We start from the raw sequence: 17,844 nt of genomic DNA on the forward strand, positions 1-17,844 counted from the left end.
ATCGGGGTTTTTTATGCTATGGAACTAAGCTATTGGGAATATAAAACTTGGCTGTCCCAAGTGGACTTCACCGTAATCGGAAGCGGTTTGGTAGGGCTCAATTGTGCGCTTCGGTTAAAAGAAAAGTATCCCCAAAGTAAAATTTTGGTCTTGGAAAGAGGAAGTCTTCCGCAGGGCGCCAGCACCAAAAATGCAGGATTTGCCTGTTTTGGAAGCATTTCTGAACTCGTTTCTGATCTAAATTCCCATGCTGAGGAAGAGGTTGTTCAACTAGTTCAAAAAAGGAATTCTGGAATCCAATTGTTGTGTAAACTTTTGGGCGATAAAGCCATTGGTTTTGAACAACATGGAGGCCATGAACTTTTTTTAAAGAAAAATCCAGAGTTATTTGAGAACTGTTTGAATCGGATGGATGATTTAAACGAATTGCTACGACCGATTTTTGGGGACGCTCCTTTCGTAAAGACGAAAAATGTATTTGGGTTTGGGAAGATTCAAGAGCAATACATCACCCATCAATTTGAAGGACAGTTGGACACCGGCAAGATGATGCAAGCGTTACTCCAAAAATGTTATGATGCTCATATTCCCATTCTAAACGGGATTGAAGTCAAGGAGATCCAAGAAGCAGGCGACAAAGCTCACGTTGCTACCGACGGTTTTGAATTTAATTCTAAAAAGGTTTTCGTGGCCACCAATGGGTTTGCCTCAAAATTGTTGAAATCTGAAGTGGTGAAACCGGCCAGGGCGCAAGTATTGGTAACACAACCCATTAAAAATCTTCGCATAAAAGGAACCTTTCATTTTGATGAAGGCTATTACTATTTCAGAAATATTAATAACCGGATTTTGTTTGGCGGTGGCCGCAACCTCGATATAAAATCCGAGGAAACCATGGAATTTGGGGAGACCGAAATCATCCAAAATTCCTTGGAAAAATTGCTCAGCGAGGTGATTTTACCCCATCAAAAGATTCAAATTGACCGCAGGTGGAGTGGCATTATGGGCGTGGGCAGCCAAAAATCACCCATAGTCAAACCGATTTCCAATTCCGTGTATTGTGGTGTCCGTCTCGGCGGAATGGGCGTTGCCTTGGGGAGTTTGGTGGGCCAAGAACTTGCCGATTTGGCTCAGTAAGTTCAAATCCAAGTTCAAGACCAAGCCCAAAATATTGATACTTGAGTTTGAACTTGAACTTGCACTTTTTACTCAAATCATCCTCCCATCCAATAAATTGATGATTCGAGAGCCGTATTCTGCGTTCTTTTCGGAATGGGTTACTTGAATAATGGTTACACCCTCGTCGTTCAACTCCTTGAACAGTTCCATGATTTCTTCTCCTTGTTTGGAATTTAAGTTTCCAGTGGGCTCATCCGCTAAAATGAGCTTGGGGTTGGATATCAAGGCCCGTGCAACGCCTACCAATTGTTGTTGTCCACCACTTAATTGGGCTGGGAAAAGGTCTTTTTTGCCCACAATGTTGAATCTGTCCAACATGTCGGCCACCTTGGCTTTACGCTCGGAGCCTTTGAGTTTTTTGTAGAGCAGAGGCATTTCTAAATTTTCCTTTACAGTAAGTTCATCCAGTAAATGATAGGATTGGAACACAAAACCGATGTATTCCTTGTATAAGTTGGCTCGGTATTTTTCTTTTAAGGAATGTACGGGTTCATCCAAAAACTGGTACTCGCCTTCATCAAACGTGTCCAACATACCAATAACATTCAACAAAGTAGATTTCCCCGAACCGGATGGCCCCATAATGGAAATAAATTCTCCCTCTTGAACTTCGAGATTGATGTCCTTTAAAAGAAATACACGTTGGCCGCCAGAGTTGACCCACTTAAAAATGTTGTTGAGTTGTAGTAGCATTTTTTAACTATTCTGTCCGTAAACTTTTTACTGGATTGGCCCTTGCCGCTCGTATCGCCTGAAAACTCACGGTAACCACAGTAATCAACAAGGCTCCAATCATGGCCAAGGCAAAAATCCACCATTTAAGGATTACCCGATAGGGATATTCCTGTAACCAACCGTTCATCACATAGTAGGCGATGGGCACTGCTATAAAACAAGAGATAATAACGAGTTTTAAAAAGTCCTTGGAAAGCATGTTCCATACATTGAATACGGTTGCGCCAAGAACTTTTCGCACTCCAATTTCCTTGGTACGCTGCTCGGCCACGAACGAGGTAAGGCCAAATAGCCCCAAACAACTTATTATGATGGCCAAAGCCGTAAAGATTCCTGATAATTGCCCTATACGTTCTTCAGCCGCAAACTTCTCACCGTATTCCGAGTCCACAAAATCGTAATGAAACGGAACATCGGGGAAATGCTCTTTGAAGACACGTTCTATTACAGCTAAATTTTGACTTGCACTTTGCCTAGGGTTAAGTCTAAGATTATAATACGATGCATTGTCATATCTATCAAACGCATAAATAGCTTGTTTTACAGGTTCATAAGGGGACTGGGCTATCATATCTTCAACAACGCCAATAACTTTAAGGGGCTCACTCGGATTTTCCTTATCGGTATCCCTGAACAACATACCAACAGGATTTTCAATACCCAAGTATTTTACGGCAGTTTCGTTGAGTAGAATGGCACTGGAATCTGATGGAAATTCCCTAGAAAAATCTCGTCCTTCTACAATTTTAAGGTTAAGGGATTTTGCGTATTCTGGAGAGACTTCCGTCCAGGCAAAATCTTCTTGAAACCCTTCTGCTTTACCTTCCCAGGTCCAACCACTTCTATTGGACCAAATGTTGGTTGTGGGGCTACTGGAAGAGGACATCTCAACCACCGCTCCAGAATTTAGGAATTCCGTGCGCATCAATTCATATTTACCATAAAACTCTGGGCTCATGGTTGGAAGCTGTACCAGTCCTTCCTTATCATATCCGACGGGACGATTTTTGGCATGGTTGATTTGCTGCATCACAATGACGGTGCCAATGATAAAAGCCACTGAAACTGTAAACTGCAGTACCACCAATGCCTTTCGGGCCAAACCAGAATGCTTCCCAGCCTGGAAAGTGCCTTTAAGTACATCAACAGGTCTAAAGGAGGATAGGTATAATGCAGGATAACTACCGGCCAACAGTGCGGTTAGCAGAATAAATACTAAAGATACCAGCCAAAATGTGGGGTTCGTCCATGGAAATGCTATTTCCTTTCGAGCGAGTTCGTTAAAACCGCCCAAAGAAAGTACCACAATCAAAAGGGCAATGACAAAAGCCAACACAACCACCAAAAAGGATTCTCCCAAGAATTGATTGATCAATTGCCCTCTATGGGACCCGATTGATTTTCTAATTCCAACTTCCTTGGCTCTCTTCTCGGAGCGTGCCGTACTCAGATTCATAAAGTTGATGCACGCCAAGAGCAATACAAAAATGCCTATGATACCAAACAACCATACATATTTGATCCGTCCCCCAACTTGTTTTCCGTTTTCAAAACGGTTGCGCAAATACCAGTCTTCCATGGGCAATAGAAAAAGCTGCGGGTTGAATTCAACAGTATCCTCGTTCAGGTTCTTTTTTACATCTTTTATAGTAGATGTAACACTCTCCATTGTAGTGTTGTCCGCGATCTGAACAAACATTTGAAAGGAATTGTTCCCCCACTGAGTCTCAGCATTTTTGATCCATTCATTTACAGCAACATATTTATCCCAAGGCATTAAAAATTTTACATCCTTAAAGGAAGTGTTATAAGGAATGTCCTCATATACCGCGGTGACCATCATATCATATTGCCCGTTGATCTTAATTGACTTTCCAATAGGGTCTTCATTGCCAAACAAGGCGTTTGCTGTTGAAGCAGAAAGCATAATAGAGTTGATTTCCCGAAGCCCATCCTTTTCTCCTTTAAGGATGTTAAGGTCGAATAGTTCGGGAGCTCCCCGCTGCATAAAGTTACCTTCTCTGGAAATGCTTGTCTCCTTGTATTTTAAATATTGGGAATTGTTCCAAGAAGACATCACCAGATGCTCAAAATTGTCCATGTAACCATCTCGAAATGCTTTTTCCAAAGGACGCGGAAGGGCGGGGCCAGTTCCGGTCTCACCGTTAAAGGTCTGCGACTGGAAAACTTGGGCAATCTTATTTTTTTTGGTAAAATAATTGTTGTGGGACAACTCATCCTGTATCCACAGCCCAATAATCAAGGCTACGGCCATGCCAAGGGCCAGTCCCCCTACATTGATGATGGTATAAGCCTTATTTTTAGTAAGGTTCCTCCATGCGATTTTAAAATAATTCTTAATCATGATGGTTTGTTTTGATGATGATTTATTCGGTTCTAAGGCTTTTCACGGGATTTACCACAGCAGCCTTAATGCTTTGGTAACCCACTGTCAATATAGCTACGCCAACTGCCAAAAGAGCGGCCAGAACAAACACCCACCAACCTATTTCAATTCGGTATGAAAAGTCCTCCAGCCACTTATTCATGGCAAACCAACCAATGGGCATTGAAATAAGAATGGCAATACCCACCATTTTAAGGAAATCTGTGGTGAGCCTGAAGGTAATCTGACCGACCGTGGCCCCAAGTACCTTACGAACCCCAATTTCTTTTGTACGCTTTTGTGCATTGAAAGCCGCCAGGCCAAAGAGACCTAAACAAGCAATTAAGATGGAGAGGATGGTGAACACCACAAATATTTTCCCCAGACGTTGCTCCGCATCATAGGTTGAATTGAAAGAGTCGTCCATGAAGTTGTAGCTAAAGGGTTGTCCGGGAGCGAACTTGTTCCAAATACCCTCAATATTTGCCAGTGTGGAAGCAAAATCCCCAGGGTTCATTTTTACGGCCAACATTCCAGAGGTCCCACTAAAAAACAGACCTAAGGAAGCAATATTTTCACGTAGCGACTCATAATGAAAGTTTTTGACCACCCCGATTATGGTGTTGAACTGGGGGGTTTCCGATTCTGCCTCCTGAGAGATTCGCATGCCCAATGCCTCCTGGGGACTTACGCCAAGAACTTTAAGGGTTGCCTCGTTGACAATCACTGCAGTGGTATCCGTAGCAAAGTCATTGTTGAAGTTTCTTCCGGCAATCAATTCCATGTTCATGGTAGGGACATAGTCTTCATCAACATACCAAGTTTGCATTTGAAGCGCATTTTCTTGACTTCTTGAGCCTTCAGGAAAAAAGGAACTGTTGGAACGGGATGATGGGGTTGGGAAGAAAAAGCTCAACGTTGAGCTTTCCACCTGACTTAGATTTGTAATCTCCTCTTTAAAAGCCTGTGTTTGGTCTCCAACGGCAAAAACATCATCAACCAATACGATTTGATCTTTGGTAAAACCAAGGTCTTTGTTTTGAATAAACTGTAGTTGTTGATATACCACGATGGTGCCCACAATCAAAAAGACAGAAATTGCAAATTGGAATACTACCAAGGCATTTCTAATGGTGCCTCCCCCCACATCACCCTGGGTATCTCCCTTCAAGGTCTTAACAGGTACGAATCGAGATAAAAAGAAGGCGGGATAGCTACCTGAAAAAAGACCCAACAACACAGTGCCCATCAAAAGCAAGGCCCAGAAAAATGGACTGGAATAGGGTATAGCAATTGATTTTCCGGAAAGGTCGTTGAACAATGGGAGAACCAAAATGGCCAATATCAACGCCAGAACCAATGATATAAACGAAATCAATCCAGACTCCATAAGGAATTGGCGGATCAAATCTATTTTTTTGGAACCCAACGTTTTTCTAACCCCAACTTCTTTTGCCCTTCTTAAGGACTGGGCCGTGGATAGGTTCATGAAATTGACACTGGCCAATACAATTAAAAACAACCCAATGAAAGAAAGAATATATACATTCTGAATACTGCTATTGGCACTCATTTCAGTATCGCGATGTGAATACAGGTGAATATCGGTGAGCGGTTTGGTATAGAAGTTAACATAGTTGCCAGATGCTATAAAGGATTCTTTGGTCATCCCCGGGAAGTATTGCTGCGCCCATGGAAATATATAATCGTCCACAATACCGTTCAACGGCCTCTCGAATTCCTGAACGTTGGCCGAGGGAATTAATTTAACAAATGTAAAATAGTTGTTGCTGCCCCAATTTGGGTCCCGGGAATCTGCATAACCAGACATTGCCATAAAGACAGAATGTTCACGCAAAAAGGAATTCTTTGGCAAATCATCAATGACTCCAGTTACAGTGTAGGTGTCCGTGTTGTTCAACAACATGCTTTGGCCTAAGGCATTTTGCACGCCAAAGTGTTTTTCTGCCGCTGTTTTGGTAAGTACAAGGGTATTGGGCTCATTTAGGGCCGTTCTTTTGTCACCTACCAGAAGTTTTATGCCAAAAAAATCAAAGAAAGTAGAGTCCACAAAGGTTACCCTGAGTTCTTTTGCATTGGTTTCGGTATCTGTTTTTCGAAGGAGCAGACTACCTCTATCACGGAACCGAATGGTAGATTCCACTTGTGGAAAATCCCGCTGCATGGTAGCGGCCATGGGTGCGGCTGCTTCTGCCGATCTCATTTCGGCACCACCAAATTTAATATCACTGTCAATTCTATAAATTCGTTCTGCATCAGCGAACATTTTGTCATAGCTCAATTCATCATAAATAAATAGAGCAATCAATATTGCTGAAGCAATGCCAATGGCCAACCCAAAGGTATTGAGGAATGTAAAAAAGGGCTGCTTTTTTAAACTCCTCCAAGCTATTTTAATGTTGTTTTTAAACATGTTGATACATTTAGTTTTTGGTTATTCGGTCCGAAGACTTTTTACTGGATTGGTCGTCGCAACTTTTAAGGTTTGGTAACTTATGGTAATAAGTGTAATGATCATAATGGCCAAAATGGCAAGGGCAAAAAACCACCAATGTATTTGGGTTCTGTACGTGTAGCCTTGGAGCCATTGTTCCATAAAATACCATGCTATAGGAGTGGCCACCAAGCCGGCAATTAGAATTAATCTGAAGAAATCCGCTGTAAAAAGGACTAAAATATTCGCAATATTGCTTCCTAACACCTTTCGTATTCCTATTTCCTTAGTTCGCTGGCCTACAAAGAAGAGAATGAGACCATAAAGCCCTAAGCATCCAATTAAAATGGCCAATGCAGAAAAAACCTTGGAAAGGGAAAGATAGCGTTGTTCGGTCTCATATTGTTCCGCAACCCTATCATCCAAAAAACGAGGCTCATAAATGTAACCTTGGAAAGCACTGGACCAGTACTCTCCAATTTGATCCAGAACATGCCGCGTATTTTGTCCATTTGTTTTTATTGCAATTTCATCAAACCACCGTGTTTGGTTTGCAATGATTATGGGGCTTATTTCTTCTGTAAAGTCATTGTCATGAAAGTCTTTGACCACACCAACAATGGTAGCCTTAACATAACCACCATTGGCCGTAATTTGTTTTCCCACAAGCTCTTCTGGTGTTGAAACCCCTAATTTTTGGCCCAATTTTTCATTCACGACCACTTCGGCTATCGAATCAGAATTGTTCTCGAAAAAGTTCCTTCCAGCCACAAGAGGTATGTCAAAAGTGTTCAGATAATTTGCATCCGCCAATTTCACTTGAATGCTGAACTCTTCAAAATCTGGACGCGTATGGTACTTAATACTGGTGCCCCAGTTGTTAATGGAACCGCCCGGGCTGCTCAAACAGGCGGAAACTTTGATGACCCCTGGAATTTGGGCAAATTGGTCTTTTAAACTATTGATTTGGACTTTCTCCAATTCATTTGGGATGCTTACCATTACAATGGATTCTTTATCAAAACCCAAATCTGAGTTCACGGCATAATCTATTTGGTTGGAGATAATCAAGGTGGCGGCAATCAAGGTTATGGAAATGGCAAATTGGGTTACAACAAGAACTTTTCGTGTAGCGCTTCCTCCGGTATCGTTGTGCTTTAGTTTTCCTTTTAGGGCCAAAACAGGGACTATCCGGGACATTAGAATGCCAGGATAACTGCCCGATAGGAATGAGACTGCCGCCAACACTACAAAAATGAAAATAAAAAAGCGGTAACTCAACAAGCTGTTCATGGACAGGTTCAATTCAAAAAGATTGTTGAAAGAAGGAAGGAACAAAACCGCCAAGAGTACCCCTAGCCCTATAGCAAACAAGCTGATAACAAAGGTCTCTGACAAAAACTGCCAAAACAGATGTTGTTTAAAACTTCCAAGAACCTTTCTAATCCCAATTTCTTTGGATCGATAGAAAGCCTGAGCCGTTGAAATATTAATGAAGTTGATACAGGCCACAGCAATCAGAAAAAGTCCGATGACCCCAAAAATCCAAAGTACAGCTGGATTAATTCCTCCGTAGTTTGGGTTGAAGTGAATATCGGATAGGTGTTGCAGCTTGTAGACATGCTTGTTTTTACTGTCTGGGCGATGCCTTTTAGGAAGTTCTGTTAGGACCTCTTCAATTTGGGCAATATTTTGATTGGGATGCAACAGTGCAAAGCATTGCAAATCTGAAGAAATACCACCCCAAGTTTCCTCTGCGTTAAAGTCATTGAACTTTTCCAAGGTAAAGTAAGAAATGAAAATCTCTTCAGGAACAACCGAAGTTTTTGGGGCATTTTTAAGAACACCAATCACTTCAATGGTCTCTTTATTGTCGAACAAGAAAGTTTTCCCTAGCGGATTCCCATCTCCGTACATTTTGTAGGCCATGCTCTCACTGATATACGCGGTATTGGGCTCTTCTAGAGAACGGTTGCTTAAATTGTCCAATAATGGAAGAGTCATAATGTTGAAGAAATCTGGCTCTGCAAAAACCGCATCTTCTTTAAATGATTTCCCATTTGTGCCTTCCCCCACATTGAGCTGGTAATTCTCCCAAGAGACTACTTTGGCCACTTTTTCCGCATAGTTGTAATCTTCACGAAATACCTTGGCAAAAGCGGGTGGCACACTGGATTCATAATCTACATAATCTCTTTGCTCTTCCGTGACCACTCGGTAGATTCGGTCACCGTTTTCATGGAAGTTATCGAAGGAGAAGTGATATGTCAAAAACAGATAGATCAAAATACTGCTGCCAAAGCCTATGGCCAAGCCCAGTATGTTTATGGCGGTGAACACCTTTCTTTTAATTAGGTTTCGCCATGCGATTAAGATATAGTTTTTGAACATGATGATTGTTTTTGATTGCGATTGATGAATAAACTCCTAGATCATTGCGCCCATTGGTTTGTTTTGACTCTCGGTAACAATTTGTCCGTCAAACAGGTTGATGACCCTGTGTGCGTAGTGTGAATCACGGTCGGAGTGCGTTACCATTACAATTGTAGTTCCCTCTTGGTTGAGCTCTGTCAACAAATTCATAACCTCTATTCCATTTTTGGAATCCAAGTTTCCCGTGGGCTCATCCGCCAAAATCAGTTTTGGATTGGTTACTACCGCTCTTGCAATGGCTACCCTTTGTTGCTGACCTCCTGAAAGTTGTTGTGGAAAATGCTTTTCGCGATGAGCAATTTTCATACGCTCCAAAACGGCCTGCACTTTTTCCTTCCGTTCAGACTTGTTCATTTTTAAATAGATCAAGGGAAGTTCCACATTTTCAAAGACGGTAAGCTCGTCGATGAGGTTAAAGCTTTGGAAAACGAAACCTAAGTTGCCCTTACGAAGCTGGGTACGCTGACTCTCTTTTAGACCTTCCACTTTGTGGCCTGCAAACTGATAACTTCCCTCGGTTGGGTTGTCCAGCATTCCAATGATGTTGAGCAGTGTGGATTTTCCGCATCCAGATGGCCCCATGATGGCCACAAACTCACCATCGGCCACCTTAAGGTTCACCCCATTGAGGGCGAGTGTTTCCACTTCTTCGGTTCGGAAGCTTTTCTTTAGATTTTGGATCTGTATCATTTTTATGGTTGTTTTAGCTGTTAGTATATAGACTTATTTTATTCCTGTACTGTTACGGTTCTGGACTATTTTAACACAATTCGTTCTGCGGTGCCAAAACTGTCATAGTTGCTTGTAATCACCTGTTCGCCAGGCTGAAGCCCTTCGAGGACCTCATAATATCTTGAATTTTGTTTGCCCAAACGGATATTTCGTTTGATGGCTTCATCTCCATTTGGATTTACCACAAACACCCATTGTCCGCCTGTACTTTGGAAAAAGCCACCTTTTGGCAATAATAAAGCATCACTGGATTCTCCCAATTGGAGTCGTATGCTGTAACTCTGCCCAGCACGAATGGTTTCTGGTTTTTCATCGGTAAAAACAAGGTCAACCTTAAAGCGGCCATTCCTAACTTCTGGGTATACTTTTCGCACTCGAAGGGTGTACTCTTTTTCGTTTCGCTCCAAGATGGCGGAAAGGTCACGTTTGACACGATCAATATAGTGTTCATCAATCTCGGCCTCAATTTTGAAATCTGTGAGCACATTAATTTGCCCAATACGTTCTCCTTGGGAAATGCTCTGGCCAATTTCTGCATCCAAAAACCCTAGTTGTCCATCAGCAGGGGCCCGAACATTCAGGTGGTCCAATCGCTCATAGACCATGGAAAGGGTTTTTTGCATCCGCTCAAGATCCGCATCCAATCCGGTCAACGAGGTTTTGCGTAACTCATCATCCTGCTCGGTTTGCAGTTTAACAATGTCATATTGCTTTTTGGCCAGTTCATAATTTTCTTTGGAAAGGAGATAGGTCTCTTTGGAAATCAATTCGTCCTGGTACAGTTCCTCGTTCTGTTCGAAGTTTCGTTTTAGACGTTGCAAATCATATTCTGCAGTGGCCAAGTTTCTTCTGCCTTCAACCTGTCTGGAATCAAAGGTGAGCTTGGTGGATCTGAGGTCGTTCTGCTTCAGGGCCAAATTACTTTCGCTGGCCAGAATCTGCTCGTAGAGCGCCATGTTCTCCAGCTTTAGGATGATATCACCCTTCTTGACCATGGAGCCTTCCTCAATCAATTTTTCAGAAACACGTCCACCTTCATAAGCATCCATATAAATTGTGGCAATGGGAGCCACGCTTCCATTTATAGTGATGTAATCATCGAACTTTCCAGCACTTACCGCTGAAATAGAAAGTCGCTCCTTTTCTGTCCTAAACGTGGATACCGAACTACCAAAAATCAGCTTCCACCCCAAGAAGAGCAACAATACACCCAAAGTGATGTAACCGTAATGTTTTGGTTTAAGTCCTTTCTTTTTTTCTAATTGTATATCCATTGTTTTCTTTAGTTGATATTAAAAATGGGCAGGCCCTTGTAAAAATCAAGTGTGCTGTTGTTCACCCGTAATCGAAGCTGGGCCTGTAAATTTTGATTCTGCGCTGTTGCGAACAAGTTTTTCGACTGCCTGAGCTCAATGGCATTGATCATTCCTTTTTCGTAGCGTTTTTGTGCTATGGCAAAGGCAAGTCCCTGAGACTCAATTCCCTTTTGTGTTTGTATCGTCTCTGCCATCAAAGCTTCGTGCTCTTGCACCAATTGTTGAATGATTTGATATAACTCCTGTTCTGTGATTTTAGCATTGTTCTTTGCTCTTTCCAGCGCTATTTTCTGTTGCTTCACTCTGGAACGGTTGGCCCATCCATTAAATACGGGAACATTTAAGGAAGCTCCAATAAATTTAAATGTGTTGTCACGTATTTGGTCTTTATAAGGAATGGTGGTGCCCAGTGAATCCCTGATCGTTTCAAAATATCCGGTACCGATACCACCCTGTAGGCTAATGGACGGATAGAGGCTGCCCCGTACCGCGGACAGTTGTTTTTTAGCAGCTTTTACACGAAAATCTTGGGCTTTTATTGAGGGCATAAAATCTTTTGCCACTACAAATATGGAGTCCGAAATCATTTTTTCCGTCTCCTCAAAAGAGCCTGTCGAAATAAGTTCAGGCTGTAATGTGATATCATTTTCGCCCTCAATGTTCATAGCTTGCAACAAGGTGAGCTTTGCCGCCTTCAATCGGTTCTCATTCTGGGTCAATGTTAAGCTGTCAGCGTACAGCAGCGATTCGGCCTCGTATAAATCGGCCCCTGCCATGACCCCGAGTTCTACCTGTTTTTTGACCAAATCGTAATTCGTCTGGGATATTTCAACCTGTTCCTTGGCAATATCAATAAGTCCTTGAATAAATTGAATATCATAATAAGCGGACATTACCCGAAAAGCCAATAAATATTTTTGCTGAAGACTTTCTTCCTGGGTTACCTTGTATAAAAACTTGGAAGCCTTTATGTTGTTTATTTTCTGAAACCCTTGAAAAACATCAAAAGACGATTGCAAGGAGTAATTGTTGGAGAAGAATTCAGTATTCACAAAACTGTTGTCCTCTGGGTTTATGGATCTACCAAAATTTATGTTATAGTCGGCAAACCCGTTTATTATGGGCAATAGGCTACGGACGGATTGGCGATACGATTCCTTGTTTGATGCAGTGTTCAGCTCAAAGTCATTGATTTGGAGGTTGTTTTTTACGGCATATGCCACGCACTCGTCCAAAGTCCAGACCTCTTGCGAAGATGCGAGGGCAGAGATAAAAAATAGTGTACTAAAAAGGTATGTTTTAAGGGTCATAGTATATTCCTGTGCCAAAGCAATGGCTATTCTTGTGCCAAAAACACAGTTTACTGATTATCATAAAGTTAGTGTTGATTTAATGATAAACACAAATCGAAGGTGTAAAATATTTATACAAAAAACGTCCAATTATTTTACACTTTGTCGAGTTGTATACGTCCAATTTGTAGCTTTAGCTTTCTTTTTGAGCCAAAAATGATGATAGATGCCAAAATTTTAGTCATTGACGACAATAAAAGTGTGTTGAGCGCTTTGGAGATTTTGTTGCAGTTTGAATACAAAAGTGTTCAGACCTTGTTCAACCCCAATCAGATTACTTCTTTTCCCAATATGCAGGATATTGATATTGTGCTGTTGGACATGAATTTTTCCGCGGGAGTGAACACGGGGAATGAAGGACTGTTTTGGTTGAATGAGATTAAAAAGAAGTCTCCCCATACTTCCGTGATTATGATGACCGCTTACGGTGCTGTGGATTTAGCGGTGACTGCCCTAAAGCAAGGGGCCACTGATTTTGTCCTGAAACCTTGGAACAATGAACGATTAATGACGACGGTACGTTCGGCCTATGAGCTGCGAAAATCAAAATTGGAAATCCACAATCTTAAAAAGAAGGAGAGCAACTTAAAACAGGTCATCAACGAGGATAAGAACTTTATTATTGGGCAATCCAAAGCACTGACCTCTGTGTTGAACCTAGTGGCCAAGGTGGCCAAGACCGATGTGAATGTGTTGATTACAGGTGAAAATGGTACAGGAAAGGAGTTGATTGCACGGGAATTGCACCGATTGTCCTCTCGAAAAAATGAGGTATTCATCAATGTAGATATGGGTTCCATTGCCGAAAACCTATTTGAAAGTGAATTGTTCGGTCATGTTAAAGGCTCTTTCACTGATGCCAAGGAAGATCGCGCCGGTAAATTTGAAGCGGCCCATCAAGGCACCTTATTTTTGGATGAAATTGGAAATCTATCACTGCAAATGCAGGCCAAATTACTTTCTTCCATTCAAAATCGGTCGGTAGTACGCGTAGGGTCTAACAAGCCTGTCAATGTAGATATTCGGTTGATTTGCGCCACCAACTGCAACTTGGAACAAATGGTGGCCGATGGACTCTTCCGCGAGGATTTGTTGTATCGCATCAATACCATTCATATTGAAGTGCCACCATTGCGGGAGCGTGATGATGACATTTTGGTCTTGGCGGATTTCTTCCTGAAACGGTTCGCCCACAAGTATGATAAACCGGGGTTGCGCATCAACAATGTGGCCCAAGAAAAACTGATGGAATATGGGTGGCCCGGCAATATTCGAGAATTGCAGCATACCATGGAACGAGCCGTGATTCTTTCGGATGGGAACGTGCTAAAACCTACTGATTTTTTGCTCCATGCCAAGCCCATGCAGTCATTTGGTGATGAGCCCAAAACCCTTAACGAGATGGAGCAGCAAATGATTTCCAGGGCATTGGACCAACACGACGGAAACTACAGTGCCGCCGCCGACCAATTGGGAATTTCCCGGCAGACGCTCTATAACAAGTTGAAGAAAAAGAACGAGTAATGGCCAGTAGACATTTCTATATTCAGCTTCTCATAAGGGTACTTTTAATTACGCTAACAGCCCTTTTATTGGGGTTTTCGGTGGCCTACAAATGGTATTTGAGTTTGTTCTTTTCACTGATTGCCTTAGTGGCTCAAGTGTATTCACTCATTGTGTTCATCAATAGGACCAACCGGAAAATAGCCTATTTTTTTGATGCCATCCGAAACGAGGATTTTACCCTTCGGTTTCCTGAAAAAGTCTCCATAAAATCCTTTAAAGAATTGAATCAAAGTCTAAATCGGGTGAATGGTCTTATACAGGAAGTGCACCTGCAACTACAGATTAGGGAGCAGTACTATCAAGAAATTTTGAAGCAGGCCAGTATCGGCATCATGACCTATAATGAAAAGGGCCATATTCTGTTTTCCAACCCCACTTTGGAAAAATTGTTGGACCACAGCCCGTTGAATCACATCAAACAACTCAATCAAGTTGATACAAATCTGTATATGATTTTTGAGTCGTTCGAGCCTTTTGAGCGAAAACTGTTTCAACTCTCCAACGAGCGGGAACAAACGCAATTGGCCATAAAATCCACGCCCCTGACTTTGGACGGTAAATCGCTTTTATTGGTGGTGGTGCAGGATATTCACAAAGAACTGGATGAAAAAGAGACGGAATCGTGGGTACGACTCATTCGGGTGTTGACCCATGAGATTATGAATACCATTACCCCGATTGCTTCTATTTCAGATTCCATTATCAAGTATTATCGGAACAATGGAAAAATTGTTCCACTGGAAGAATTGGAGGAAAGTCAAATTAAGAATACACTGAAAGGATTGGAGGTCATTAAGGAGCAAGGTGGCGATCTTATGGATTTCGTGCAATCCTATCGCAGTTTATTGCATGTGCCAGAACCAAACAAAACCATTGTAAGTGCCAAGGAACTTTTGGGCAAAATGGAGGTTTTAATGTCGGCTCGGTTGCATGATGGACAAACAGAGTTTTCCGTGGAATACCATCCCGAAGATTTGGAATTGTTCGTTGATGAAAAACTGATATCCCAAGTGCTTATCAATTTGGGCAAAAATGCGCTGCAAGCCGTCAGCGCTGTGGAAAAAGGAAGGGTTCTTATGGTAGCTGGCATTGAAAACAATGGTAAAAAATACATTGAAATTCGCGATAATGGCCCGGGAATCCCACCGGAGGTGATGGATGAAATTTTTGTGCCCTTTTTCACCACCAAAAGCGAAGGAACCGGAATAGGACTCAGTCTTTCCAAACGGGTGATGCAATTGCACGGTGGAGGCATGCAAGTTCACTCTGTACCCAACCAAGAAACCGTTTTTCGACTTACTTTTGCGTGATGTATTACAACTAAAATGGGTAAGAAAGAGGAACTTCTACAATTTTGCTGGAACCAGGTCAATGTTCGGACCGAACGCTTAAAAGAGGCCAATGCCGCCCTACAGGAATCATTGGATTCTGAAACCAAGAACACAGCTGGGGACAAGCACGAAACCGGCAGGGCCATGGTGCAGTTGGAGCAGGAAAAACTCGCTCAACAAGTGCAAGAATTGGACCGTGTGAAAGGGATTCTCAAAAAAATTGACATTACAAAAAAGTCCACCAAAATTGGTTTGGGGAGTCTGGTGACCACCAGTTTAGCCAATTATTTTATTAGTGTTTCCTGCGGAACCTTTACCCTGGAAGAAAAACCCGTTTACTGCATTTCCATGGAATCGCCGATTGCACAACTCTTAATCGGAAAACAGGTGGGGGAGAGTTTTTTTTTTAATGGTAATGCCCAAGTAATTGGGGAGGTGGTTTGAGTTAGGCTCAAATTTATTTTTCCTTCAACGTTTATTCAATAATTGAAGTCACCGAGACATTTTTTTTAACTTATAATCATAAATTGGAGTTAAATTCCACAAAAACAATGCATTTCGTCGAAAAAACAATCGACGAAACATCCAAAAAAAGGATTCATCCGTAGATTTACGACCAAAATATTGTTGTTCAACGTTAAAATTAGGCGCTTTGACGATTTTTTTTGACAAGTAAACATCAAGAGCAACCCCATTTCTCAAAAGATATTCTATGGATTCATCAACCTTTAACCGAACGTTTTTAATGATTATTCCACTTTGTATTCTTTTCTTCATTTCCTGTACTAAGGACAATGACTTGTTTCTAGAATCTGTTCTGGAAGAAGAGCAGGAGGAAATTCAAAATGTCGAACAAGAGGAGAATGAAGAAAATACCGATACTCCTCAAGGAAACACAAACGGACTTTACTATCAAGTAATGTTTACGGATCGTCAGGTAGATGAAATGGTTTCACGAGTTGCAAATGGCTTTTCAAAGCCGGGTACAAATGGGGAAGATATCATAAGAATGATCAATGAGGCCGAGGATTTTCTTGCCGACCCAGGCACTGGTCGTCTGGATTGGATGCCTTCAAGTAACATAAGGGAATGTCGATTGGGGTGTGATCCGGTACCAACAAACATTTTTAACCGTGAGCATTATGTTTCCGAAAATATATTTTATGCCGGTTTTTATGCGTTTCTTCTGGCCAATCGTAATGAGGAGGGAGATTTGACTTATGCAAATCAGCTATCTAGAGCCATTGCCACCCAAACCTTGAAAAGAGCAAACGATCCCAATCTCAACTTTGACAACAGAAGTTCATGGTTGGATGGAACAGAAACCAATCCGTTTTTCTTAACAGCCGCATGGTTGGAAAAAACATTGAACAATTGGTCGTTAATTAAATCAATGAATCTGGATACCGGCTTAACAAATGAAGAAGAGGAAATTATTGAAGATTGGTTTAAAAGCGGCAGGGATTGGTTATATGACAAATTGACCAATCATTATATCTATGGGTTTGGATCCAGTTGGAAGTCTTCCGCAAGCGATACAGGGTATAACATGAAATACTCAGGTAGCAACAATGCAGTAATAGCTATCAACGGAATAGAACAAACAGATTATACGGTAAATCATGCCGCTGTGCTCCCACATTGGAATGTTCCTTCTAAATATGCAAGTTTTCTGCATTATTATGGTCTGATTTTTCAAGACCAAAGCGCTTTGGACTTATCGGAAACATGGTATCAGAATGTTTTTAAATTAAGTGTGTTTCCTGATGGTACAACCACTGAGTTGAAAAGAGCGACTTCCAGTAATTCAGACTTGGGATTGGTCTATTGGGGCATCACCATGTCAACCCTATCAAGTATAGCACATAGTCATGCGGTAGCTGTTTTACAGAATAACCCAATTGTTCAAGGGTATAGCTATTCTTATTTTTATGATTATACCACAAGTGAAGGATTAAGTGACTATCTTCCTACATATAAAGGCAGTGACACCAAAGGAGGCGTTAAAGGATTGGAAACCTATTTATTGGCGTTCACAAAATTTTTAGGGCAGTCCACCGGATTAAATGCGTGGGGAGAGGTTAGACAAGTTAACGTCTCGGGCTACCCCACACATCAAATGCCAAATAAATTTCACTATATGGTGCCCCTTGCCCAGGCTAATGCCTATTACAACAATACTACTTTACAAAATGCCTACAGTGGTACAGGAGGATTTCAAAGACCGTTGACAAAGGCCGAAGGCGCACTTGGAATTGGAGCTTGGTCAGAAGCTTACATGGGAGGATTCGGTAAGTTTTTGATAGCGTTCCCTTATTTGGAAATGGAGGGCTTATCGTATTAGAAAATGTGTACTTAA

The 17,844-nt window shown here is 41.8% G+C and carries 12 protein-coding genes; 5 read left to right on the forward strand and 7 right to left on the reverse strand.

From position 1 onward, the window contains the following. Positions 1-18: 18 nt before the first annotated feature. Positions 19-1,137, forward strand: coding sequence for an NAD(P)/FAD-dependent oxidoreductase (locus tag ACFOWS_RS11230; protein WP_379765598.1), 1,119 nt, complete (start codon positions 19-21; stop codon positions 1,135-1,137). A gap of 72 nt (positions 1,138-1,209) precedes the next feature. Here the strand turns inward: ACFOWS_RS11230 and ACFOWS_RS11235 are convergent, their stop codons facing one another. The 7 genes from ACFOWS_RS11235 to ACFOWS_RS11265 form a co-directional block, all read right to left on the reverse strand. Beyond that, the gene (locus ACFOWS_RS11235) at positions 1,210-1,872 is read right to left on the reverse strand and encodes an ABC transporter ATP-binding protein (protein ID WP_379764580.1); all 663 of its coding nucleotides are present in this window, start codon (positions 1,870-1,872) and stop codon (positions 1,210-1,212) included. Between the two features lie 7 nt (positions 1,873-1,879). Next, positions 1,880-4,279 carry an ABC transporter permease gene (locus ACFOWS_RS11240; protein ID WP_379764582.1) on the reverse strand — a complete coding sequence of 800 codons (2,400 nt, stop codon included), beginning with the start codon at positions 4,277-4,279 and terminating at the stop codon, positions 1,880-1,882. A 22-nt stretch (positions 4,280-4,301) separates the two neighbouring features. After that, on the reverse strand, positions 4,302-6,734 hold the full coding sequence (locus ACFOWS_RS11245) for an ABC transporter permease (protein ID WP_379764584.1): 2,433 nt from the start codon (positions 6,732-6,734) through the stop codon (positions 4,302-4,304). A gap of 21 nt (positions 6,735-6,755) precedes the next feature. Further along, positions 6,756-9,146 (reverse strand): ABC transporter permease, encoded by a 2,391-nt coding sequence (locus tag ACFOWS_RS11250; RefSeq protein WP_379764586.1) that lies wholly within the window; start codon positions 9,144-9,146, stop codon positions 6,756-6,758. Positions 9,147-9,182: 36 nt separating this feature from the next. After that, positions 9,183-9,878 carry an ABC transporter ATP-binding protein gene (locus tag ACFOWS_RS11255; RefSeq protein WP_366585802.1) on the reverse strand — a complete coding sequence of 232 codons (696 nt, stop codon included), beginning with the start codon at positions 9,876-9,878 and terminating at the stop codon, positions 9,183-9,185. Between the two features lie 65 nt (positions 9,879-9,943). After that, the gene (locus ACFOWS_RS11260; RefSeq protein WP_379764588.1) at positions 9,944-11,194 is read right to left on the reverse strand and encodes an efflux RND transporter periplasmic adaptor subunit; all 1,251 of its coding nucleotides are present in this window, start codon (positions 11,192-11,194) and stop codon (positions 9,944-9,946) included. An 8-nt stretch (positions 11,195-11,202) separates the two neighbouring features. Next, positions 11,203-12,546 (reverse strand): TolC family protein, encoded by a 1,344-nt coding sequence (locus ACFOWS_RS11265; protein ID WP_379764590.1) that lies wholly within the window; start codon positions 12,544-12,546, stop codon positions 11,203-11,205. 198 nt (positions 12,547-12,744) lie between these two features. Here ACFOWS_RS11265 and ACFOWS_RS11270 point away from each other — a divergent pair, with 198 nt between their 5' ends. The 4 genes from ACFOWS_RS11270 (at position 12,745) to ACFOWS_RS11285 (ending at position 17,829) form a co-directional block, all read left to right on the forward strand. Further along, positions 12,745-14,112 (forward strand): sigma-54-dependent transcriptional regulator, encoded by a 1,368-nt coding sequence (locus ACFOWS_RS11270; RefSeq protein WP_379764592.1) that lies wholly within the window; start codon positions 12,745-12,747, stop codon positions 14,110-14,112. Further along, positions 14,112-15,464 carry a sensor histidine kinase gene (locus ACFOWS_RS11275; protein ID WP_379764594.1) on the forward strand — a complete coding sequence of 451 codons (1,353 nt, stop codon included), beginning with the start codon at positions 14,112-14,114 and terminating at the stop codon, positions 15,462-15,464. The genes ACFOWS_RS11270 and ACFOWS_RS11275 overlap by 1 nt, the downstream gene beginning before the upstream one ends. A 15-nt stretch (positions 15,465-15,479) precedes the next feature. Next, positions 15,480-15,929: a 3-oxoacyl-ACP synthase gene (locus ACFOWS_RS11280; protein ID WP_379764596.1), complete on the forward strand. Its 450-nt coding sequence runs from the start codon at positions 15,480-15,482 to the stop codon at positions 15,927-15,929. 268 nt (positions 15,930-16,197) lie between these two features. Further along, positions 16,198-17,829, forward strand: coding sequence for a hypothetical protein (locus tag ACFOWS_RS11285; protein ID WP_379764598.1), 1,632 nt, complete (start codon positions 16,198-16,200; stop codon positions 17,827-17,829). The last annotated feature ends 15 nt before the right edge of the window (positions 17,830-17,844 follow it).

Source organism: Flagellimonas marina (assembly GCF_042651185.1).
GTDB lineage: Bacteria > Bacteroidota > Bacteroidia > Flavobacteriales > Flavobacteriaceae > Flagellimonas > Flagellimonas marina.